General features: G+C 71.8%; 21 protein-coding genes. 17 read left to right on the top strand and 4 right to left on the bottom strand.

The genetic code is table 11. The features are described 5' to 3' along the window. Positions 1–89 precede the first annotated feature (89 nt). Positions 90–350: a 30S ribosomal protein S20 gene (gene rpsT, locus BSL84_RS11160; RefSeq protein ID WP_030030523.1), complete on the bottom strand. Its 261-nt coding sequence runs from the start codon at positions 348–350 to the stop codon at positions 90–92. A 255-nt stretch (positions 351–605) separates the two neighbouring features. Between rpsT and lepA the strand changes: the two genes are divergently transcribed. The 4 genes from lepA to BSL84_RS11140 all read left to right on the top strand — a co-directional run bounded on the left by lepA (position 606) and on the right by BSL84_RS11140 (position 6,618). Then, on the top strand, positions 606–2,471 hold the full coding sequence (gene lepA, locus BSL84_RS11155; RefSeq protein WP_030030524.1) for a translation elongation factor 4: 1,866 nt from the start codon (positions 606–608) through the stop codon (positions 2,469–2,471). Positions 2,472–2,706: 235 nt separating this feature from the next. Further along, the gene (locus BSL84_RS11150) at positions 2,707–4,599 is read left to right on the top strand and encodes an AMP-dependent synthetase/ligase (RefSeq protein WP_045320775.1); all 1,893 of its coding nucleotides are present in this window, start codon (positions 2,707–2,709) and stop codon (positions 4,597–4,599) included. A 128-nt stretch (positions 4,600–4,727) separates the two neighbouring features. Next, a complete protein-coding gene (gene hemW, locus BSL84_RS11145) occupies positions 4,728–5,960 on the top strand; it encodes a radical SAM family heme chaperone HemW (protein WP_075970261.1) in 1,233 nt (410 codons plus the stop codon). A gap of 100 nt (positions 5,961–6,060) precedes the next feature. After that, complete coding sequence (locus BSL84_RS11140; RefSeq protein WP_030027789.1) at positions 6,061–6,618, top strand: Uma2 family endonuclease; 558 nt, start codon at positions 6,061–6,063, stop codon at positions 6,616–6,618. Position 6,619: 1 nt separating this feature from the next. On the opposite strand, the gene BSL84_RS11135 is transcribed toward BSL84_RS11140, so the two are convergent. Then, complete coding sequence (locus BSL84_RS11135; protein ID WP_030027786.1) at positions 6,620–7,423, bottom strand: DUF3097 domain-containing protein; 804 nt, start codon at positions 7,421–7,423, stop codon at positions 6,620–6,622. A gap of 34 nt (positions 7,424–7,457) precedes the next feature. Further along, entirely contained in the window at positions 7,458–8,177 is a 720-nt protein-coding gene (locus tag BSL84_RS11130; RefSeq protein ID WP_030027784.1) for an MBL fold metallo-hydrolase, read from the bottom strand. 160 nt (positions 8,178–8,337) lie between these two features. Here BSL84_RS11130 and hrcA point away from each other — a divergent pair, with 160 nt between their 5' ends. The 13 genes from hrcA (at position 8,338) to era (ending at position 20,178) form a co-directional block, all read left to right on the top strand. Continuing rightward, the gene (gene hrcA, locus BSL84_RS11125) at positions 8,338–9,354 is read left to right on the top strand and encodes a heat-inducible transcriptional repressor HrcA (RefSeq protein WP_030027783.1); all 1,017 of its coding nucleotides are present in this window, start codon (positions 8,338–8,340) and stop codon (positions 9,352–9,354) included. Then, on the top strand, positions 9,355–10,494 hold the full coding sequence (gene dnaJ / locus BSL84_RS11120) for a molecular chaperone DnaJ (protein WP_030027782.1): 1,140 nt from the start codon (positions 9,355–9,357) through the stop codon (positions 10,492–10,494). A gap of 158 nt (positions 10,495–10,652) precedes the next feature. Further along, on the top strand, positions 10,653–11,744 hold the full coding sequence (locus BSL84_RS11115) for a nitronate monooxygenase (RefSeq protein ID WP_030027780.1): 1,092 nt from the start codon (positions 10,653–10,655) through the stop codon (positions 11,742–11,744). Beyond that, the gene (locus tag BSL84_RS11110) at positions 11,741–12,484 is read left to right on the top strand and encodes a 16S rRNA (uracil(1498)-N(3))-methyltransferase (protein WP_075970260.1); all 744 of its coding nucleotides are present in this window, start codon (positions 11,741–11,743) and stop codon (positions 12,482–12,484) included. The genes BSL84_RS11115 and BSL84_RS11110 overlap by 4 nt, the downstream gene beginning before the upstream one ends. A 121-nt stretch (positions 12,485–12,605) precedes the next feature. After that, a complete protein-coding gene (locus BSL84_RS11105) occupies positions 12,606–12,965 on the top strand; it encodes a histidine triad nucleotide-binding protein (protein ID WP_030027777.1) in 360 nt (119 codons plus the stop codon). 3 nt (positions 12,966–12,968) lie between these two features. Next, positions 12,969–13,874, top strand: a complete 906-nt coding sequence (locus BSL84_RS11100) for a ribonuclease Z (protein WP_030027776.1) — start codon at positions 12,969–12,971, stop codon at positions 13,872–13,874. Between the two features lie 173 nt (positions 13,875–14,047). Then, positions 14,048–15,142, top strand: a complete 1,095-nt coding sequence (locus tag BSL84_RS11095) for a carbohydrate kinase family protein (RefSeq protein WP_045320772.1) — start codon at positions 14,048–14,050, stop codon at positions 15,140–15,142. A 145-nt stretch (positions 15,143–15,287) separates the two neighbouring features. After that, entirely contained in the window at positions 15,288–16,325 is a 1,038-nt protein-coding gene (locus BSL84_RS11090) for a PhoH family protein (RefSeq protein WP_030030681.1), read from the top strand. A gap of 13 nt (positions 16,326–16,338) precedes the next feature. Then, positions 16,339–16,836 carry an rRNA maturation RNase YbeY gene (gene ybeY, locus BSL84_RS11085; protein WP_030030680.1) on the top strand — a complete coding sequence of 166 codons (498 nt, stop codon included), beginning with the start codon at positions 16,339–16,341 and terminating at the stop codon, positions 16,834–16,836. Beyond that, the gene (locus BSL84_RS11080; protein ID WP_030030679.1) at positions 16,833–18,137 is read left to right on the top strand and encodes a hemolysin family protein; all 1,305 of its coding nucleotides are present in this window, start codon (positions 16,833–16,835) and stop codon (positions 18,135–18,137) included. Before ybeY ends, BSL84_RS11080 begins: the two co-directional genes overlap by 4 nt. Continuing rightward, on the top strand, positions 18,134–18,487 hold the full coding sequence (locus tag BSL84_RS11075; protein ID WP_030030678.1) for an MmcQ/YjbR family DNA-binding protein: 354 nt from the start codon (positions 18,134–18,136) through the stop codon (positions 18,485–18,487). Before BSL84_RS11080 ends, BSL84_RS11075 begins: the two co-directional genes overlap by 4 nt. A 58-nt stretch (positions 18,488–18,545) precedes the next feature. Continuing rightward, positions 18,546–18,902: a cytidine deaminase gene (locus BSL84_RS11070; protein ID WP_030030677.1), complete on the top strand. Its 357-nt coding sequence runs from the start codon at positions 18,546–18,548 to the stop codon at positions 18,900–18,902. 325 nt (positions 18,903–19,227) lie between these two features. Beyond that, a complete protein-coding gene (era, locus tag BSL84_RS11065; RefSeq protein ID WP_037878811.1) occupies positions 19,228–20,178 on the top strand; it encodes a GTPase Era in 951 nt (316 codons plus the stop codon). Positions 20,179–20,196: 18 nt separating this feature from the next. Here the strand turns inward: era and BSL84_RS11060 are convergent, their stop codons facing one another. Continuing rightward, entirely contained in the window at positions 20,197–20,910 is a 714-nt protein-coding gene (locus tag BSL84_RS11060; RefSeq protein WP_075970259.1) for a class I SAM-dependent methyltransferase, read from the bottom strand. Positions 20,911–20,929 lie beyond the last annotated feature (19 nt).

Genomic DNA, 20,929 nt, shown 5'->3' with positions numbered 1-20,929 from the left:
GAACGCTTCGTGTGCGGAGCGGGGTGCCGGTCAGGAGCGGGAGAGAGGGCCCGCTGGGTCCCTTCCGGCGATCACATCGAGTGCGGAACTCAGATGGCGGCAACCTTGGAGGCCAGCGCCGACTTCTTGTTGGCGGCGGCGTTCTTGTGGATGACACCCTTCGAGACGGCCTTGTCCAGCTTCTTGGAAGCCAGGCGGGCCGCAGCGGTGGCCTTCTCCGCGTCGCCGGCGAGGATCGCCTCGTTGGCCTTGCGGATGAAGGTGCGCAGCTCGGACTTGACCGACTTGTTGCGAAGGCGAGCCTTCTCGTTGGTCTTGTTCCGCTTGATCTGGGACTTGATGTTCGCCACGAAAGAGCCTTTTCAGGTTCAGAGGTTGATCTTCGGATTGTGTCCCGGGGGCTGAGAGGGCACACGAGACACAGCTGCCCAGGCTACCAGGCGCGCTCCCGGCGGCCCAAACCGAGCGCACTGCCCCGTCCATGGGACCATGGGAGCCTGCGTATGGACCGACATCGCGCCGCCGAGAGCGACCGGAGCCGGACCGTCCGCTGCGACCGACGCTCCGAAACGCTTCCGACTGCGACCCGAGAATCAGGACACTGCGTGCCCGCGATCCCCAGCCACGTGCCCGAGCCGAGCCGTACCGACCCGGCGCTGATCCGCAACTTCTGCATCATCGCGCACATCGACCACGGCAAGTCGACCCTTGCCGACCGGATGCTCCAGCTCACCGGTGTGGTCGACCAGCGGCAGATGCGCGCCCAGTACCTCGACCGCATGGACATCGAGCGTGAGCGCGGCATCACGATCAAGTCCCAGGCCGTGCGACTGCCCTGGGCGCCCACCACGGGCGAGGGCCAGGGCAGCACCCACATCCTCAACATGATCGACACCCCCGGGCACGTCGACTTCACCTACGAGGTCTCGCGCTCCCTCGCCGCGTGCGAGGGCACGATCCTGCTGGTGGACGCCGCCCAGGGCATCGAGGCGCAGACCCTCGCCAACCTGTACCTGGCGATGGAGAACGACCTCGCGATCGTCCCCGTCCTCAACAAGATCGACCTGCCGGCCGCCCAGCCGGAGAAGTTCGCCGAGGAGCTCGCGAACCTGGTCGGCTGCGACCCCGACGACGTGCTGCGCGTCTCGGCCAAGACCGGCATGGGCGTGGACGCCCTGCTGGACAAGGTCGTCGCCACCGTCCCGGCCCCGGTCGGCGTCAAGGACGCCCCCGCCCGCGCGATGATCTTCGACTCGGTCTACGACTCGTACCGCGGCGTCGTCACCTACGTCCGTGTGGTCGACGGCCAGCTCAACAAGCGCGAGCGCATCAGGATGATGTCCACCGGCGCCACCCACGAGCTGCTGGAGATCGGCGTCTCCTCCCCGGAGATGACCCCGGCCGACGGCATCGGCGTCGGCGAGGTGGGCTACATCATCACCGGCGTGAAGGACGTCCGCCAGTCCAAGGTCGGTGACACCATCACCAGCCTGAACAACGGCGCGACCGAGGCCCTCGGCGGCTACAAGGACCCGAAGCCGATGGTCTTCTCGGGCCTCTACCCGCTCGACGGCTCCGACTACCCGGACCTGCGCGAGGCCCTGGACAAGCTCCAGCTCAACGACGCCGCACTGGTCTACGAGCCCGAGACCTCCGCGGCGCTCGGCTTCGGCTTCCGCGTCGGCTTCCTCGGCCTGCTCCACCTGGACGTGGTCCGCGAGCGCCTGGAGCGCGAGTTCGGCCTCGACCTGATCGCCACCGCGCCGAACGTGGTCTACCGGGTCGTCCTGGAGGACGGCAAGGAGGTCACCGTCACCAACCCGAGCGAGTTCCCCGAAGGCAAGATCAAGGACGTCTTCGAGCCGGTCGTCCGGGCCACCGTGCTCGCCCCGACCGAGTTCATCGGCGCGATCATGGAACTGTGCCAGCAGCGCCGCGGCACGCTCCTCGGCATGGACTACCTCTCCGAGGACCGCGTCGAGATCCGCTACACCCTCCCGCTCGCCGAGATCGTCTTCGACTTCTTCGACCAGCTGAAGTCCAAGACGCGGGGCTACGCCTCCCTCGACTACGAGCCCACCGGCGAGCAGGCCTCCAGCCTGGTCAAGGTCGACATCCTGCTGCACGGCGACAAGGTCGACGCCTTCTCCGCCGTCTGCCACAAGGACGCCGCCTACGCCTACGGCGTGCGCCTCGTCGCCAAGCTGCGCGAGCTCATCCCGCGGCAGGCCTTCGAGGTGCCGGTCCAGGCCGCCATCGGCTCCCGCGTCATCGCCCGCGAGACCATCCGCGCCATCCGCAAGGACGTCCTCGCCAAGTGCTACGGCGGTGACATCTCCCGTAAGCGGAAGCTGCTGGAGAAGCAGAAGGAAGGCAAGAAGCGCATGAAGATGGTCGGCTCCGTGGAGGTCCCGCAGGAGGCCTTCATCGCCGTCCTCTCCAGTGACGAGTCCGGCGGCAAGAAGAAGTAGCCGCCCCTTACGTCACCCGGCGTACACAGGCCCCCGCGCTACGGCGAGGGGGCCTGTTTCGTTATGAAGCGGCCGCTCGCCAACTCTTACGCGGGCGCCGGACGCGCTCTAGTCTGATCACTGCTCGACGGTTACTCGCCAGTTTAAAGAAGTCAACGGCTGCAAACCCGCCAGTCCCAAGCGCCCCCAGCGCCCCACGCCCACGCACGCCGCGTGGTTTGGTCCGGAGGATGTCGTGAGCGACACACAGACCTATCTTGAGAACCGCCCGCCCACCGTGGCGGTGCTCTTCCGTGAGCGCGTCGCCGCGACGCCGAACGACGAGGCCTACCGCTACCCGGTGCCCGCGGCCGGCGGCCAGGGCGCCGCGGACGACTGGAAGTCCCTGAGCTGGAGCCAGGCGGCCGAACGGGTCTACGCCATCGCGGCCGGAATGATCTCCCTCGGCCTCGAAACGGAAGACCGCGTCGCGCTCGCCTCCAACACCCGGGTCGAGTGGATCCTGTCCGACCTCGGCGTGATGTGCGCCGGCGGCGCGGTCACCACGATCTACCCCAGCACCAACGCGGACGAGTCGGCGTTCATCCTCGCCGACTCCGAGAGCCGGGTCCTCATCGCCGAGGACGCCGCCCAGCTGGCCAAGGCCCGCGAGCGCCGCGCCGACCTGCCCAAGCTGCGCCACGTCGTGGTCCTGGAGGCCGCCGACGCGGTCGCCGCCGACGGCGACCCCGAGGGCTGGGTGCTCTCGCTGGCCGACCTGGAGGCGCTGGGCAAGGAGCACCTGGCCAAGCACCCGGAGGCCGTCGACGAGCGCATCGCGTCCATCACCCCCGAGCAGCTCGCCACCCTCATCTACACCTCCGGTACCACGGGCCGCCCCAAGGGCGTCCGGCTGCCGCACGACAACTGGTCGTACATGGCCAAGGCCATGGTCGCCACCGGGCTGATCGGCAAGGACGACGTCCAGTACCTGTGGCTGCCGCTCGCTCACGTCTTCGGCAAGGTGCTGACCTCCGGACAGATCGAGGCCGGGCACGTCACCGCCGTCGACGGCCGGATCGACAAGATCATCGAGAACCTGCCGGTGGTCCAGCCGACCTACATGGCGGCCGTCCCGCGCATCTTCGAAAAGGTCTACAACGGCGTGGCCGCCAAGGCCCGGGCCGCCGGCGGCGCCAAGTACAAGATCTTCCAGTGGTCCGCCGGCGTCGCCCGCGAGTACGCCAAGGTCACGCAGGACAACTTCCGCCGCACCGGCCGCGCGACCGCCCCCTTCGCGCTCACCACCAAGCACAAGGTCGCCGACGCGCTCGTCTACTCCAAGCTCCGCGACGCCTTCGGCGGCAGGCTGCGCGCGGCCGTGTCCGGCGCCTCCGCCCTCGCCCCCGAGATCGGCTTCTTCTTCTCCGGCGCGGGCGTCCACATCCTGGAGGGCTACGGCCTCACCGAGTCCAGCGCCGCTTCCTTCGTCAACCCGGGCGAGGCCTACCGCACCGGCACGGTCGGCAAGCCGCTTCCCGGCACCGAGGTCCGCATCGCCGACGACGGCGAGGTCCTGCTGCGCGGCCCCGGCATCATGCAGGGCTACCACGGCCAGCCGGACAAGACCGCCGAGGTCCTGGAGTCCGACGGCTGGCTGCACACGGGCGACATCGGAGAGCTGTCGGCCGACGGCTACCTGCGCATCACCGACCGCAAGAAGGACCTGATCAAGACCTCGGGCGGCAAGTACGTCGCCCCGGCGGAGATCGAGGGCCAGTTCAAGGCGATCTGCCCGTACGTGTCGACCATCGTCGTCCACGGCGCCGACCGGAACTTCTGCACCGCCCTGATCGCGCTCGACGAGCCGTCGATCCTGACCTGGGCCGCCGAGAACGGGCTGGAGGGACGGACGTACCAGGAGGTCCTGGCGGCGCCGGAGACCGACCGGCTCATCGAGACCTACGTCCAGACCCTCAACGAGGGCCTGCAGCGGTGGCAGACGGTCAAGAAGTTCCGGATCCTGCCGCGCGACCTGGACGTCGAGCACGGCGACCTCACGCCCAGCCTGAAGCTGAAGCGGCCGGTGGTCGAGCGTGAGTTCAAGCACCTGATCGAGGAGATGTACGAGGGGTCCCGCGAGGCCTGACGCCTTGCGCCGGCCCGGCGGGGCGGGGCGGCGACCCGCCCCGCACCCCCCTGCCGGCCCACCGCCCCGGACCCTCCGCCCCGCAGGAGCGGGGCGGAGCCCGGCGGCGGGTGCGGGATGATGGGGGCATGCCTTCCGCACTCCCCGACGGTGAACCCATGCCCGAGGACGGCTCGCTGCCGTCGCACGCCCTGGCGGGCGCCGGGGAGCGGCCGCTCGGCTTCTACCTGCACGTCCCGTACTGCGCCACGCGCTGCGGGTACTGCGACTTCAACACCTACACGGCCACCGAGCTGCGGGGCACCGGGGGCGTGCTCGCCTCCCGCGAGAACTACGCCGACACCCTGATCGACGAGGTCCGCCTCGCCCGGAAGGTCCTCGGCGACGACCCGCGGGCCGTCCGTACCGTCTTCGTCGGCGGCGGCACGCCGACGCTGCTGCCCGCCGCCGACCTCGTACGGATGCTCGCGGCGATCCGCGACGAGTTCGGCCTGGCCGACGACGCCGAGATCACCACGGAGGCCAACCCGGAGTCCGTGGACCCGGCGTACCTGGCCGAGCTGCGCGCCGGGGGCTTCAACCGGATCTCCTTCGGCATGCAGAGCGCCAAGCAGCACGTCCTGAAGGTCCTGGACCGCACCCACACCCCCGGGCGCCCCGAGGCGTGCGTGGCCGAGGCGCGCGCGGCGGGCTTCGAGCACGTCAACCTCGACCTGATCTACGGCACCCCCGGCGAGAGCGACCAGGACTGGCGGGACTCCCTCGCCGCCGCCCTGGCAGCCGGCCCGGACCACGTCAGCGCCTACGCGCTGATCGTCGAGGAGGGCACGCAGCTGGCCCGCCGGATCCGCCGCGGCGAGGTCCCCATGACCGACGACGACGTCCACGCCGACCGCTATCTGATCGCCGACGAGGTCATGGCCCAGGCCGGGTACTCCTGGTACGAGGTGTCGAACTGGGCCACCTCGCAGGCCGGGCGCTGCCTGCACAACGAGCTGTACTGGCGCGGCGCCGACTGGTGGGGCGCCGGGCCGGGCGCGCACTCGCACGTGGGCGGGGTGCGCTGGTGGAACGTCAAGCACCCCGGCGCCTACGCCGCCGCGCTCGCCGAGGGCCGCTCCCCGGGCGCGGGGCGCGAGCTGCTGTCGGACGAGGACCGCCGCGTGGAGCGGATCCTGCTGGAGCTGCGCCTCGTGGACGGCGTCCCGCTGTCCCTGCTCGCCTCGGCGGGCCTCGCGGCCTCCCGCAAGGCCCTCGCGGACGGGCTCCTGGAGCCGGGCCCCTACGAGGCCGGGCGGGCCGTGCTGACGCTGCGCGGGCGACTGCTGGCCGACGCGGTGGTCCGGGACCTGGTCGACTGATCACCTTCCCGGGTGAACCCGCGCGGATCCGGGTCGGCGCTGCCTACCCTGTTCCTAGCCTGTCGTCGTACCTCACGGCGGCAGAAACGGAGGGCCGGAGATGACCGCTGTGGACGATCAGCGCATGACCGAGTTCTTCGAGAGCCTCGCGGCTCCCGAGGGCGTCAAGGTCGAGCTCCTCCGGGGGGAAATCGTGATGATGGCCGGGCCCGACGTGGTCCACAACCTGATCGTGCTGTTCATCGCGCGTCAGATCCCCCCCGACCGCTGGTACCCGCTCCAGACCCAGGACGTGGCTATTCCGGGGGAGTCCTCCGAGCCCCAGCCCGATCTCGTCGTGGTCGCTCCGGAAGCGCTTCCGGAGGGCAGCGGTCGGCTCCTGCCGGTGCAGGCCGTCTCGCTCCTCGTCGAGGTCGTCTCGAAGACGAGCAAGGTGCGCGACTACGTGACGAAGCGCTCCATCTATGCCGCGGGCGGTGTTCCCGCCTACCTGATCGTCGACCCCTTCGAAGCGAAGTGCACGCTGCTCACCGAGCCGTTCGGCGGCGGGGACCAGGCCGACTACCGCACGGCGCGGACCAGCAAGTTCGCAGAACCGGTCCCGCTCGATGCCCTCGGCGTGACGCTCGACACCGGGCAGTTCGGCACCCTGCCGTAGATCAGTCCGGGGCCGTGACGAAGTCGATCAGTTCCTCCACGCGGCCCAGCAGGGTCGGCTCCAGGTCCTTGTAGGACGTCACCCGGGACAGGATGCGCTGCCAGGCGGCGCCGGTGTTCTCCGGCCAGCCCAGGGCCCGGCAGACGCCCGTCTTCCAGTCCTGGCCGCGCGGGACCACCGGCCAGGCGGCGATGCCCAGCGCGGACGGCTTCACCGCCTGCCAGACGTCCACGTACGGGTGGCCCACCACCAGCACGTCCGGCGAGGTCACCGCCGCCGCGATACGGGACTCCTTCGAGCCCGTCACCAGATGGTCCACCAGCACGCCCAGCCGGGCGTCCGGGGCCGGGCCGAACTCCGCCACCACGGCCGGGAGGTCGTCGACGCCCTCCAGGTACTCCACGACCACGCCCTCGATGCGCAGGTCGTCGCCCCACACCCGCTCCACCAGTTCGGCGTCGTGGCGGCCCTCGACGTAGATCCGGCCGGCCCGGGCCACCCGAGCGCGGGCGCCGGGGACCGCGATGGAGCCGGACGCCGTACGGGTGGGCACCGCCGGGCCGCGGGGCGGGCGGACCAGGGTGACCACCTCGCCGTCCAGCAGGAAGCCGCGCGGCTCCATCGGGAACACCCGGCGCCTGCCGAAGCGGTCCTCCAGGGTCACCGTGCCCGCCTCGCAGGCCACCACCGCGCCGCAGAAGTCCGTACCCGCCACCTCGACCACCAGGTCCGGTTCCACGGCGACCTCCGGCACGGCCTTGGGTCGCTTCCACTGCGGGGTCAGGTCGGGGGAGTACTCGCGCATCCGGCCGACACTAGGCAAGCCGCGCGCGTCCCGCCTACGACACGCCGGAACGGGCCTCCAGCGTGGCGCGTTGCGCACGCACGAACTCCGCGGTGACCACCGCTCCGTGACCGGGCACGTACAGCGCGTCCTCGCCGCCCAGCGACAGCAGCCGGTCCAGGGCGGCGGGCCACTGCCGCGGCATCGCGTCCGGGCCCGCCTGCGGCTCGCCCGACTCCTCGACCAGGTCCCCGCAGAACACCGTCTCGCGTTCGCCCGGGACGAAGACGGCCAGGTCGTGCCCGGTGTGGCCGGGCCCCACGTTGGCCAGCAGCACCTGCAGCCCGCCGAGGTCCAGCGTCCACTCGCCCGACACCGCGTGGCCCGGCACCACCATCAGGTCCACCGCCTCGGCCGCCTCGTCCGCCGCGAGCCCGTGCCGCACCGCGTCCCCGCGCAGCTCGTCGCGGTCCGCGACGAGGAGCTCGGCCAGCCCGACCGCCCCGTACACCTCGGCCCCGGGGAAGGCGGCCGCGCCCAGCACGTGATCGAAATGACCGTGCGTGAATGCGATATGGGTCACGCTCCGACCCGTCAGCCGCTCGGCCTCGGCCCGCACCTCCGCACCCTCGCGCACGCACGACCCGGGGTCGACCAGGAGGACCGACTCGTCCCCCACCACCAGCCCCACCGTGCAGTCCCACACCGGCAGACGCCGCCGGCCGGCCCGCCCGGTGAGCCGTTCCCAGCCCGCCTCTTCCCATCGCACGTCCATGCCGCGACGCTACCCTGGCGGGCCTCCCTTGCCAGGGTCTTACTACCCGGCCGTACACTGAGCGGGGGCTTCCTGGCACTCGAACGGACAGAGTGCCAACGAACGCCGGACACGGCAGAACACGGCAACACGGCAACAGATCACGCTGGAGGTGTGCGCGATGCTCAGCGAACGCAGACTCGAAGTGCTGCGCGCCATCGTCCAGGACTACGTCGGGACGGAGGAGCCGGTCGGCTCCAAGGCGCTCACCGAGCGGCACCGGCTCGGCGTCTCGCCCGCCACCGTGCGCAACGACATGGCGGTCCTGGAGGAGGAGGGCTACATCGCCCAGCCCCACACCAGCGCCGGCCGGATCCCCACCGACAAGGGCTACCGCCTCTTCGTCGACAAGCTGGCGGGCGTCAAGCCGCTGTCGACACCCGAGCGCCGGGCCATCCAGAACTTCCTCGACGGAGCCGTCGACCTCGACGACGTCGTCGGCCGCACGGTGCGGCTGCTCGCGCAGCTCACCCGGCAGGTCGCGGTCGTGCAGTACCCGAGCCTGACCCGGTCGACCGTCCGGCACGTGGAGCTGCTCTCGCTCGCCCCCGCGCGCCTGATGCTCGTACTGATCACGGACACCGGACGCGTCGAGCAGCGGCTCGTCGACTGCCCGAGCCCCTTCGGCGAGGCCTCTCTCGCCGACCTGCGGGCCCGCCTCAACAGCAGGGTCGTCGGCCGGCGCTTCACCGACGTGCCGCCGCTCGTCCAGGACCTCCCGGAGTCCTTCGAGGCCGACGACCGCGGCACGGTCTCCACCGTGCTGTCGACCCTTCTCGAAACGCTGGTCGAGGAGGCGGAGGAGCGGCTGATGATCGGCGGTACCGCCAATCTCACCCGCTTCGGACACGATTTCCCCCTGACGATCAGGCCGGTGCTGGAGGCGCTGGAGGAGCAGGTCGTGCTCCTCAAGCTGCTCGGCGAGGCCAACGAGTCGGGGATGGCCGTAAGGATCGGGCACGAGAACGCCTACGAGGGGCTCAACTCCACGTCGGTCGTCTCGGTCGGTTACGGTTCGGGCGGCGAAACGGTCGCCAAACTCGGCGTGGTCGGACCGACCCGCATGGACTACCCCGGAACGATGGGAGCGGTACGCGCAGTGGCACGTTACGTCGGACAGATCCTGGCGGAGTCGTAAGTGGCCACGGACTACTACGCCGTTCTCGGCGTACGCCGCGACGCATCTCAGGACGAGATCAAGAAGGCCTTCCGGCGCCTCGCGCGTGAACTCCACCCGGACGTCAATCCGGACCCGAAGACGCAGGAGCGCTTCAAGGAGATCAACGCGGCCTACGAGGTGCTCTCGGACCCGCAGAAGAAGCAGGTCTACGACCTCGGCGGCGACCCGCTGTCCTCCTCGGGCGGCGGCGGTGGGGCCGGAGGCTTCGGAGCGGGCGGCTTCGGCAACTTCTCCGACATCATGGACGCCTTCTTCGGCCAGGCCTCGCAGCGCGGCCCGCGCTCGCGGACCCGCCGAGGCCAGGACGCCATGATCCGCCTCGACCTGGAGCTGGACGAGGCGGCCTTCGGGACGACCAAGGACATCCAGGTCGACACGGCCGTCGTGTGCACCACCTGCTCCGGTGAGGGCGCCGCCCCCGGCACCTCGGCGCAGACATGTGACATGTGCCGCGGCCGCGGTGAGGTCTCGCAGGTCACCCGGTCCTTCCTGGGCCAGGTCATGACCTCGCGCCCCTGCCCCCAGTGCCAGGGCTTCGGTACCGTCGTCCCGACCCCGTGCCACGAGTGCGCGGGCGACGGCCGGGTCCGCTCCCGCCGCAGCCTCACGGTCAAGATCCCGGCCGGTGTCGAGAACGGCACCCGGATCCAGCTCGCGGGCGAGGGCGAGGTCGGCCCCGGCGGCGGCCCCGCCGGCGACCTGTACGTGGAGATCCACGAGCTGGCGCACCCGACCTTCCAGCGGCGCGGGGACGACCTGCACTGCACGGTCACCATCCCCATGACGGCCGCCGCACTGGGCACCAAGTGCCCGCTGGAGACGCTCGACGGCCTGGAGGAGATCGACATCCGGCCCGGCACCGGCTCCGGCCAGGCGATCCCGTTGCACGGGCGCGGCGTCACGCACCTGCGCGGCGGCGGGCGCGGGGACCTGATCGTCCACGTCGAGGTCACCACCCCGACCAAGCTGGACGCCCAGCAGGAGGAGCTGCTGCGCCAGCTGGCCAAGCTGCGCGGCGAGGAACGGCCCATGGGCCAGTTCGCCCCCGGCCAGCAGGGCCTGTTCAGCCGCCTGAAGGACGCGTTCAACGGTCGCTGACCGCACGGCGCACACCGCTTCGAGCCCGGCCCGGGGACACCCCGGCCGGGCTCCTCGCGTTCCCGCGGAGGCCGTCCGTCCGCCGCGCCGGGAGCGGACTATGCCAGGCGAATGCGGTGATTCGGCCCCCCCGGGCCGGACGTGGCACGATGCAGTCCATGTCCACCGCGGCGAACGGTCTCTCCCCCCACCCGATCGTGCAGGCACCCATGGCGGGCGGCGCCTCCTGCCCGCCGCTCGCCGCCGCCGTGTGCGAGGCCGGCGGGCTGGGCTTCCTGGCCGGGGGCTACAAAACAGCCGACGGGATGTACCAGGAGATCAAGCAGGTCCGCGCGCTCACGCGGCGCCGCTTCGGCGTCAACCTCTTCATGCCGCCGACCGGCCACGTCGACCCGGCCGCGGTGGAGGCGTACCGCGGGCAGCTCGCCGGCGAAGCCAGCTGGTACGCGATCTCGCTCGCCGAGGAGGACATCCTCGGCACCAGCGACGACGGCTACGACGCCAAGCTCGCCATCCTCCTGGAGGACCCGGTACCGGTCGTGTCGTTCACCTTCGGCTGCCCCGACCCCGCGGCCCTCGCGGCCCTGCGCGAGGCCGGCACGTACACCGTCGTCACCGTGACCTGCGTGGAGGAGGCCCGCAGCGCCCAGCGGGCCGGAGCCGACGCCGTCTGCGTCCAGGGCGTCGAGGCCGGCGGCCACCAGGGCACCCACCGCGACGACCCGCAGATCGACGGCACGGCGGCCGTGGGACTGCTCGCCCTGGTGGCGCAGGTGCGGGAGGCCGTGTCCCTGCCGATCATCGCGGCCGGCGGCGTCATGCGCGGCGCGCAGATCGCCGCCCTGCTGGCGGCCGGCGCCACGGCGGCGCAGCTGGGGACGGCCTTCCTGGCCTGCCCGGAATCGGGCGCGGACCCCCTGCACAAGAAGGCGCTGACCGATCCGCTCTTCGTCCGGACGGAGCTGACCCGGGCCTTCTCCGGGCGTCCGGCGCGCGGGCTGGTCAACCGCTTCGTGCGGGAGCACGGCCCCTACGCCCCGGCCGCCTACCCCCAGGTCCACCACCTGACCAAGGGGCTGCGCAAGGCGGCCGCCGCGGCCGGCGACCCGCAGGGCATGGCCCTGTGGGCGGGCCAGGGGCACCGGCTCGCGCGGGCGCTGCCGGCGGCGCAGCTGGTGGAGGTGCTGGCGGCGGAACTGGCCGAGGCACAGAGCACGTTGAAGGAAATGCAGATGAGGAGTGCGTCATGACGGCCCCGGTGTTCGTGGTCGACGAGGTTCCTGCACGGTCGGAGTTCGTCCTGGGCGGCCCGGAGGGCCGGCACGCGGTGTCCGTGAAACGGCTGAACCCGGGCGAGCAGGTCGTCCTGACCGACGGCCGGGGCGGCTGGGCGGAGGCGGTCGTGAAGGCGGCCGAGGGCAAGGACCGGCTCGTCGTCGCGGTCGCCGCCGCCGGGCAGGAGGAGGAGCCCGCGGTCCGCATCACGGTGGTCCAGGCCCTGCCCAAGGGGGACCGGGGCGAGCTGGCCGTCGAGACCATGACCGAGACCGGCGTGGACGCGATCGTGCCCTGGCAGGCCTCGCGCTGCATCACGCAGTGGCGCGGCGACCGCGGCGCCAAGTCCCTGGCCAAGTGGCGGGCCACGGCCCGGGAGGCGGGCAAGCAGTCCCGCCGCGTCCGCTTCCCGGAGGTGGCCGAGGCCATGTCCACCAAGCAGGTCGCGGCACTGCTGGCCGGCGCCGACCTGGCGATGGTGCTGCACGAGGACCGCGACACCCCCTCGCAGGCCCTGGCCACGGCCGCGCTGCCCGCCTCCGGCAGCGTCGTCCTGGTCGTCGGCCCGGAGGGCGGGGTCTCCCCGGAGGAACTGGACGTCTTCGCCGCGGCCGGGGCGCACCCCTACCGTCTGGGCCGTTCCGTCCTGCGGACCTCCACCGCCGGCACCGCGGCCGCGGCCGTCCTGCTGGCCCGCACCGGACGCTGGGCCTGACGCCGGGCCTGACGCCGGGCCCAGGCCCGACCTCCGGCCTGACCGGCCGGAATACTCGCCCGCCGCGGTCGCCCGGCTGGATACGATGCCCCGACCGATCAACATCACGGGAGGGTGAGCAATGGCCGGGGAACCGCAGGCCGACTGCCTGTTCTGCAAGATCGTCGAGGGTGCCGTCCCGGCGACGGTGGTCCGCGAGACCGAGACCACCGTCGCCTTCCGGGACATCAACCCGCAGGCGCCCACGCACGTGCTCGTCATCCCCAAGGTGCACTACCCCGACGCGGCCTCCCTCGCGGCCGCCGAGCCGGGCGTCGCCGCCGACATACTGCGTGAGGCCGCCCAGGTCGCCGCCGACGAGAAGATCGACGACCACGGCTACCGGATCGTCTTCAACACCGGCTCCGGCGCCGGACAGACCGTCTGGCACGCCCACGCGCACGTCCTGGGCGGCCGCGGCCTCCAGTGGCCCCCGGGGTAGCACGTGTCCGTCAGAGAGTTCGTGGTGCTGGGCACCGCCAGCCAGGTGCCCACCCGCCACCGCAACCACAACGGCTACCTCCTGCGCTGGGACGGCGAGGGCATCCTCTTCGACCCGGGCGAGGGCACCCAGCGCCAGATGCTGCGTGCGGGAGTGGCCGCGCACGACATCAACCGGATCTGCGTCACCCACTTCCACGGGGACCACAGCCTCGGCCTCGCCGGGGTCATCCAGCGGATCAACCTCGACCAGGTCCCGCACCCCGTCACCGCGCACTACCCGGCGTCGGGGCAGAAGTTCTTCGACCGCCTCCGGTACGCCACGGCCTACCGGGAGACCGTGCCGCTCGCCGAGGAACCGGTCTCCGAGGACGGGCCGGTGGCGCGCGGGGCCTCGTACGTCCTGGAGACCCGGCGGCTCTCGCACCCGGTGGAGTCCTTCGGCTACCGGATCACCGAGCCCGACGGGCGCCGGATGGTGCCCGAACAGCTCGCCCGGCACGGGATCAAGGGCCCCGACGTCGGCCGGATCCAGCGGGAGGGCCGGCTCGGCGAGGTCACCCTGGAGGACGTGAGCGAACCCCGGCCCGGCCAGCGCTTCGCCTTCGTCATGGACACCCGGCTCTGCCCCGGCGTGGACGAACTCGCCGAGGGCTGCGACATGCTGGTGATCGAATCGACCTTCCTCGACGAGGACGAACGCCTGGCCACCGACCACGGGCACCTCACCGCCGGACAGGCGGCGCGGGTGGCGCGCGACGCGGGCGTACGGCACCTCGTGCTGACGCACTTCTCCCAGCGCTACACCGACCCCGCCGAGTTCGAACGCCAGGCGCGGGCGGCGGGCTTCGAGGGGGAACTCACCGTGGCCGCGGACCTGATGCGGGTGCCGCTCCCGAAGCGCGGCTGACGCGGACGGCCCGGGCGCGTGCCGTCCCGGGCCGGGAACCGCAGATCCCGGCGAACGGCGCGGAGGGCAGGTTCGAGGTGACCTGGGCCACACTGGGTCTGATCCCGCGCCACGCGGGAAACCTGCCAGCTTTCACCGAGAACGGCCCTTCGAGACCGACAGGGGAGACCACCGTGACCAGTGGGGACCTCGACCGCCGCACCGCAGCCCTGGACCCCCTCGGTCCGCTGCGCGACCCGGAGGAACCGGGCTGCGACGTCTTCCTGACCGGGACCGTCTTCCTCGACATCATCTTCACCGGCCTCGACTCGGCACCCGTGCGCGGTACGGAGTCCTGGGCGCGCGGGATGGGCTCCAGCCCCGGCGGCGTCGCCAACATGGCCACCGCCCTGGCCCGGCTCGGCCTGCGCACCTCGCTGGCCGCGGCCTTCGGGGACGACCACTACGGCGAGTACTGCTGGGACGCCCTGGAGCAGGGTGAGGGCATCGACCTCTCCATGTCACGGATCATCCCCGGCTGGCACAGCCCCGTCACCGTCTCCATGGCGTACGAGGGGGAGCGCACCATGGTCTCCCACGGCCACGAGGCCCCGCCGCCGGCGGGCCCAGGCCCCCTGCCGCAGTGCCCGCCGAGAGCTCGCGCCGCCGTGGCCTCGCTGGGGCCCGGCCGCGGCGAGGAGTGGATCGGCGAGGCCGCCCGGCGCGGCTCGCGGGTCTTCGCGGACGTCGGCTGGGACGAGAGCGGGCGCTGGGACCTGGGGGCCCTGGCCGACCTGGAGCACTGCGAGGCCTTCCTGCCGAACGCGGGCGAGGCGATGCGGTACACGCGCACCGAGTGCCCCCGGGCCGCCGCCCGCGCCCTGGCCGAGAAGGTGCCGATCGCCGTGGTGACCATGGGTCCCGAAGGCTCGTACGCGGTGGACGGCCGCACCGGGGAGACGGCGCACGTCCCCGGTATCGCCGTCGACGCCCTGGACCCCACGGGGGCGGGGGACGTCTACGTGGCGGGCTTCGTCACCGGCACCCTGGCGGGCTGGCCCCTGGCCGACCGGCTGGCCTTCGCCGGGCTGACCGCCGCCCTGTCGGTGCAGGAGTTCGGCGGCTCCCTGTCGGCCCCCGGCTGGCCGGAGGTGGCCCACTGGTGGCGGGCCGCCCCGCACGCGCTGCGCGGCCGCTACGGCTTCCTGGACGACCTGATCCCGTCGGCCGCGACCCCGGCCGCCCGCCGCAGGGCCGTGCCGACCATCGGCTTCCGGCACCCCGTGTAGCCGGGGGCCGGCGGAGCCGGGGAGCCCAGGGGGCGGCTAAAACCTCTCGGGGATGCGGCGGCGGCGACGTACCCTTGGTATTCCGGAGGTCGTCGATCGGCGCGGCCCCTCAGCGGGAGGTATGCGCAGGCCACAGTGCCGGCCCATGACTCAGACATCAGCCCACATCCCCGCGCCGGGGCAGGCGCGAGCGCACTTCACCGTACCGGCGACGCACCCGATGGTGACGGTGCTCGGCTCGGGCGACGCCCTGTTGCGCGTGATCGAGAAGGCCTTCCCGAAGGCCGACATCCATGTTCGGGGCAATCAGGTCAGCGCGATCGGCGCGGCCGCGGAAGTCGCCCTGATCCAGCGACTGTTCGACGAGATGATGCTGGTGCTCCGCACCGGGCAGCCGATGACGGAGGACGCAGTGGAACGCTCGATCGCCATGCTCAAGGCGAGCGCGAACGGCAACGGCGACGGGCCCGAGACGCCCGCCGAGGTGCTCACCCAGAACATCCTCTCCAGCCGCGGCCGCACCATCCGCCCCAAGACCCTCAACCAGAAGCGGTACGTCGACGCGATCGACAAGAACACGATCGTGTTCGGCATCGGCCCCGCCGGTACCGGCAAGACCTACCTCGCCATGGCCAAGGCGGTCCAGGCCCTGCAGTCCAAGCAGGTCAGCCGGATCATCCTGACCCGGCCCGCCGTCGAGGCGGGGGAGCGGCTCGGCTTCCTGCCGGGCACCCTCTTCGACAAGATCGACCCGTACCTGCGCCCGCTCTACGACGCGCTGCACGACATGCTCGACCCCGACTCGATCCCCCGGCTCATGGCAGCGGGCACGATCGAGGTGGCCCCCCTGGCATACATGAGGGGCAGGACCCTCAACGACGCGTTCGTGGTCCTCGACGAGGCGCAGAACACGACCACCGAGCAGATGAAGATGTTCCTGACCCGGCTCGGCTTCGACTCGAAGATCGTGATCACCGGTGACATCACCCAGATCGACCTTCCCGGCGGGGCCAGGAGCGGTCTGCGCCAGGTCCAGGAAATCCTCGACGGGGTGCCGGACATCCACTTCTCCCGGCTCACGTCCGAGGATGTCGTCCGGCACAAGCTGGTCGGCCGTATCGTCGATGCGTACGAGAAGTACGACGACGGCCATCAGGCCGCCAACGGCTACCAGCGGAAGTAGAACCCAGCGCACCATGTCGATCGACGTCAACAACGAGTCCGGAACCGAGGTCGACGAGCAGGCGATCCTCGACATCGCCCGCTACGCGCTCACCCGGATGCGGATCCACCCGCTCTCGGAGCTCTCCGTCATCGTCGTCGACGAGGACGCCATGGAGCAGCTCCACATCCAGTGGATGGACCTGCCCGGCCCGACCGACGTCATGTCCTTCCCGATGGACGAGCTCCGTCCGCCGTCGAAGGACGAGGAGGAGCCCCCGCAGGGGCTCCTCGGCGACATCGTGCTCTGCCCCGAGGTCGCGAAGAAGCAGGGCGAGGACGCCCCGACGCAGCACTCCATGGACGAGGAGCTCCAGCTCCTGACCGTCCACGGGGTGCTGCACCTGCTCGGCTACGACCACGAGGAGCCGGACGAGAAGGCCGAGATGTTCGGCCTCCAGGCCGCCATCGTGGACGGCTGGCGCGGTGAGCGCGGGCTGACCGGGCCGTCCCCGGCTCCCACCGTCTCGTGAGCGCCCCGCAACTGATCACCGGCGCGGTGCTGCTGGTGGTCGTGGCCTGGTTCGCGGCGTGCGCGGAGTCCGGCATCGCCCGCATCTCGATCTTCCGTGCCGAACAGGCCGTCCGGGAGGGCCGGCGCGGCAGCGAGAAGCTGGCCCAGGTCGCCGGCGACCCCACCCGCTACCTCAACGTGGCGCTGCTGGTCCGGGTCACCTGCGAGATGGCGGCCGGGGTCCTCGTCACCTTCGTCTGCCTGGACGAGTTCGGCGAGAACTGGACCGCGCTGCTCGTGGCCATCGCCGTGATGGTGCTGGTCTCCTTCGTCGCCGTGGGCGTCTCCCCGCGTACGATCGGCCGGCAGCACCCGCTGAACACGGCGACGGCGGCCGCGTACGTCCTTGTACCGCTCGCCCGGATCATGGGGCCGATCCCGCAGCTGCTGATCCTCGTCGGCAACGCCCTCACGCCCGGCAAGGGCTTCCGCAAGGGGCCCTTCGCCTCCGAGGCCGAGCTGCGGGCGATGGTCGACCTCGCCGAGAAGGAATCGCTCATCGAGGACGACGAGCGCCGGATGGTGCACCAGGTCTTCGAACTGGGCGACACGCTCGTGCGCGAGGTGATGGTGCCGCGGACCGACCTGGTCTGCATCGAGCGCTACAAGACGGTCCGCCAGGCCACCACGCTCGCCCTGCGGTCGGGTTTCTCGCGCATCCCGGTCACCGGGGAGAACGAGGACGACATCGTCGGGATCGTCTACCTGAAGGACCTGGTCCGCAAGACGCACATCAGCCGCGACGCCGAGAGCGACCTGGTGTCGACGGCGATGCGGCCGGCCGTCTTCGTGCCGGACACCAAGAACGCGGGCGACCTGCTGCGCGAGATGCAGCAGGTGCGCAACCACGTGGCCGTCGTGATCGACGAGTACGGCGGCACGGCCGGCATCGTCACCATCGAGGACATCCTTGAGGAGATCGTCGGCGAGATCACGGACGAGTACGACCGGGAGCTCCCGCCGGTCGAGGACCTGGGCGAGGACCGCTACCGGGTCACGGCGCGCCTGGACATCACCGACCTCGGCGAGCTCTTCAAGGTCGAGGCGTTCGACGACGAGGACGTCGAGACGGTCGGCGGACTGCTGGCGAAGGCGCTCGGGCGGGTGCCGATCGCGGGCGCTTCGGCGGTGGTCGAACTGCCCGACGGGCGTCCGCTGCGGCTGACGGCCGAGTCGCCGGCGGGCCGGCGGAACAAGATCGTGACGGTGCTGGTGGAACCGGTGGCCGCGGTGGACACCGCGGGGGAGGAGGCGGAGTGACCCCGGAGCGGCTGCGGGAGTTCCTGCTGGGTTTCAACGCGGCGGTGGAGGAGTTCCCCTTCACGCCCGAGACCTCGGTGTTCAAGGTGCGGGGCAAGATGTTCGCGCTCAGTGCCCTGGACGCCGAGCCGCTGAAGATCAACCTCAAGTGCGAACCAGAACTGGCGGTGCGGCTGCGCCAGGAGCACGAGGCGATCGCGCCGGGCTACCACATGAACAAGCGGCACTGGAACACGGTGACCGTGGGCGGGATCCCCGAGGCGATGCTGCGGGAGCTCGTCGAGGACTCGTACGACCTCGTGGTCGCGGGCCTGCCGCGCGCGGAGCGGCTGAAGCTCGACCGGCCCTGACCGGGCCGTGGCGGGGTCGTTGCGCGGGCCGCGCGGGGCGCTCCCTATGCTTTCGACCATGACGGAGAGCACCGGGATCGACCCCGAGGACAGCAAGATCATCACTCTGGCGCGCAGTGCCCGGGCCCGCAACGGAGTGCCCGAGGGGGCGGCGGTACGGGACGAGACGGGACGGACGTACGTCGCGGGCACGGTGGAGCTCGACTCCCTGAAGCTGAGCGCGCTGCAGACCGCGGTCGCCATGGCCGTGGCCAGCGGGGCGCGCTCGCTGGAGGCCGCGGCCGTGGTGAGCGCGGCCGAGACCCCGGCGGAGGCCGACCGGGCGGCCGTCCGCGACCTCGGCGGCCCGGACACCCCGGTCCTCCTGGCGGGCCCGGACGGCACCCTGAGGTCCACGACCCCCGCCGGGTCCTGAGGCCGTCGTCCCGTCATCGCCCGCAGGCCTCTCCTGACGGGCCGTCGGTTGGGCCGGGACGGGGCATGACGTCTGCCGCCGTCCCGCCCGCCCGCCCGCTCGTGAGCGGGCGGGGCTCCCCTTCCGGCGTACGCGCCGCCGGAAGGCGCCGCGCGACCCGCCGGGGCGACCCGCCCGCGCGGAACGGGCCCAGGTCACGGTGGCCGGGCAAGCCGGCGGAACCACAGCTCAGGGCCGTGCCGCCCACGCCGCGCACCCGCCGCTCGCGGGCGTGCTCGCCGCCGTCGCGGCGGTCTGGTCGGCGCTGGGAGCCGCATCGGGGAGAATGGCCCGTATGAGCGATCGTTCCCCCGAGTCCACCGCCCCGCACCGTGCGGGCTTCGCCTGCTTCGTCGGCCGTCCCAACGCCGGGAAGTCGACCCTCACCAACGCACTCGTGGGCACCAAGGTCGCGATCACCTCCAACCGGCCGCAGACCACCCGCCACACCGTCCGCGGCATCGTGCACCGCCCCGACGCCCAGCTGGTCCTCGTCGACACGCCCGGCCTGCACAAGCCGCGCACCCTGCTCGGCGAGCGGCTCAACGACGTCGTGCGCACCACGTGGGCCGAGGTCGACGTCATCGGCTTCTGCCTGCCGGCCGACCAGAAGCTGGGCCCCGGAGACAAGTTCATCGCCAAGGAACTCGCGGGGATCAAGAAGACCCCCAAGATCGCCATCGTGACCAAGACCGACCTGGTCGAGTCCAAGGCCCTGGCCGAACAGCTCCTCGCCATCCACCAGCTCGGCGCCGAGCTCGGCATCGAGTGGGCCGAGATCGTGCCCGTCTCGGCGGTCGGCGACAACCAGGTCCAGCTGCTCGCCGACCTGATCGCGCCGCTGCTGCCCGAGAGCCCGCCGCTGTACCCGGAGGGCGACCTCACCGACGAGCCCGAGATGGTCATGGTCGCCGAGCTGATCCGCGAGGCCGCGCTGGAGGGCGTACGCGACGAGCTCCCGCACTCCATCGCCGTGGTCGTCGAGGAGATGATCCCGCGCGAGAACCGCCCGGCGGACCGCCCGCTGCTCGACATCCACGCCAACGTCTACATCGAGCGGCCGAGCCAGAAGGGCATCATCATCGGCCCGAAGGGCTCCCGCCTGAAGGAGGTCGGGATGAAGTCGCGCAAGCACATCGAGGCGCTGCTCGGGACCCCCGTCTTCCTCGACCTCCACGTGAAGGTGGCCAAGGACTGGCAGCGGGACCCCAAGCAGCTCCGCAAGCTCGGTTTCTGACCGGTCCCGGCCCGCCCCCTAGGCGACGCGCCGTACCGTCAGCACGTTGTCGGGGCGCGTCCCGGGCCGGCCCTCGGGGTCGGTCATCGGCTGGACGTGCTCCGCCGCCGTCTGGACCTCCCAGCCGCCCTCCGGCAGGTCCAGCTGCGCGAGGACCTCCTGCGGGGTCGGGAAGTGGAGGTCCGCGTGGGCCTCCGGGTTCCACGACGGCCCTCCCGCGTGGCCCACCACCAGGAGGGTCCCGCCGGGAGCCACCGCGGCGGCGGCCCTGCGCAGGATCCGCTCACGCGGGAACTCGCCGTAGCTGTGCAGGAAGCACGCCGAGACGAGGTCGAACTCCCCCTCGGGGAAGGACTGCGCGAAGTCGTGCTGCTGCCAGTCGACGAGGTCCGTGACCCCGGCCTCGGCGGCGTGCTCGGCCGCACGGCCGAGAGCCACCTTCGAGATGTCGGTGGCGGTGACCCGCCATCCGCGGCGGGCGAGCCAGACGGTGTCGGCGCCCTCCCCGCAGCCGAGGTCGAGCGCCCGGCCGGGGGCGAGGTCCTGGGCCTCGCGGACCAGGAGGGCGTTGGGCTTGCCGCTCCAGATGCGCGTGCTCTCGCTGTAGCGCCCGTCCCAGAACTCCTCGCCGCCGGCGACGGGACCGCTGCCGTTCTCCTGCGCGCTCCCGGGCGCGTGATCGTGCGTGTGACGCGCGTGGTGGTCGTGCGTCTGGTGGTCGTGCTGGGACATGGGGGCCTCTTCCGCTCGG

Origin of the sequence: Streptomyces sp. TN58 (assembly GCF_001941845.1) — a bacterium.
Lineage (GTDB): Bacteria > Actinomycetota > Actinomycetes > Streptomycetales > Streptomycetaceae > Streptomyces.
The sequence above is the reverse complement of the archived record's forward strand: the minus strand, read 5'-3'. Positions and strand labels throughout refer to the sequence as shown.

What these genes read in the sequence shown, in the direction of transcription:
- BSL84_RS11130 (WP_030027784.1), bottom strand. Translation starts at nt 8,177, where the DNA reads ATGGACGTGCGATGGGAAGAGGCGGGCTGGGAACGGCTCACCGGGCGG.
- BSL84_RS11110 (WP_075970260.1), top strand. Translation starts at nt 11,741, where the DNA reads ATGACGGCCCCGGTGTTCGTGGTCGACGAGGTTCCTGCACGGTCGGAG.
- BSL84_RS11070 (WP_030030677.1), top strand. Translation starts at nt 18,546, where the DNA reads ATGACGGAGAGCACCGGGATCGACCCCGAGGACAGCAAGATCATCACT.
- BSL84_RS11060 (WP_075970259.1), bottom strand. Translation starts at nt 20,910, where the DNA reads ATGTCCCAGCACGACCACCAGACGCACGACCACCACGCGCGTCACACG.
- hrcA (WP_030027783.1), top strand. Translation starts at nt 8,338, where the DNA reads ATGCTCAGCGAACGCAGACTCGAAGTGCTGCGCGCCATCGTCCAGGAC.
- BSL84_RS11090 (WP_030030681.1), top strand. Translation starts at nt 15,288, where the DNA reads ATGACTCAGACATCAGCCCACATCCCCGCGCCGGGGCAGGCGCGAGCG.
- BSL84_RS11115 (WP_030027780.1), top strand. Translation starts at nt 10,653, where the DNA reads ATGTCCACCGCGGCGAACGGTCTCTCCCCCCACCCGATCGTGCAGGCA.
- BSL84_RS11140 (WP_030027789.1), top strand. Translation starts at nt 6,061, where the DNA reads ATGACCGCTGTGGACGATCAGCGCATGACCGAGTTCTTCGAGAGCCTC.
- era (WP_037878811.1), top strand. Translation starts at nt 19,228, where the DNA reads ATGGCCCGTATGAGCGATCGTTCCCCCGAGTCCACCGCCCCGCACCGT.
- ybeY (WP_030030680.1), top strand. Translation starts at nt 16,339, where the DNA reads ATGTCGATCGACGTCAACAACGAGTCCGGAACCGAGGTCGACGAGCAG.
- BSL84_RS11105 (WP_030027777.1), top strand. Translation starts at nt 12,606, where the DNA reads ATGGCCGGGGAACCGCAGGCCGACTGCCTGTTCTGCAAGATCGTCGAG.
- BSL84_RS11135 (WP_030027786.1), bottom strand. Translation starts at nt 7,423, where the DNA reads ATGCGCGAGTACTCCCCCGACCTGACCCCGCAGTGGAAGCGACCCAAG.
- hemW (WP_075970261.1), top strand. Translation starts at nt 4,728, where the DNA reads ATGCCTTCCGCACTCCCCGACGGTGAACCCATGCCCGAGGACGGCTCG.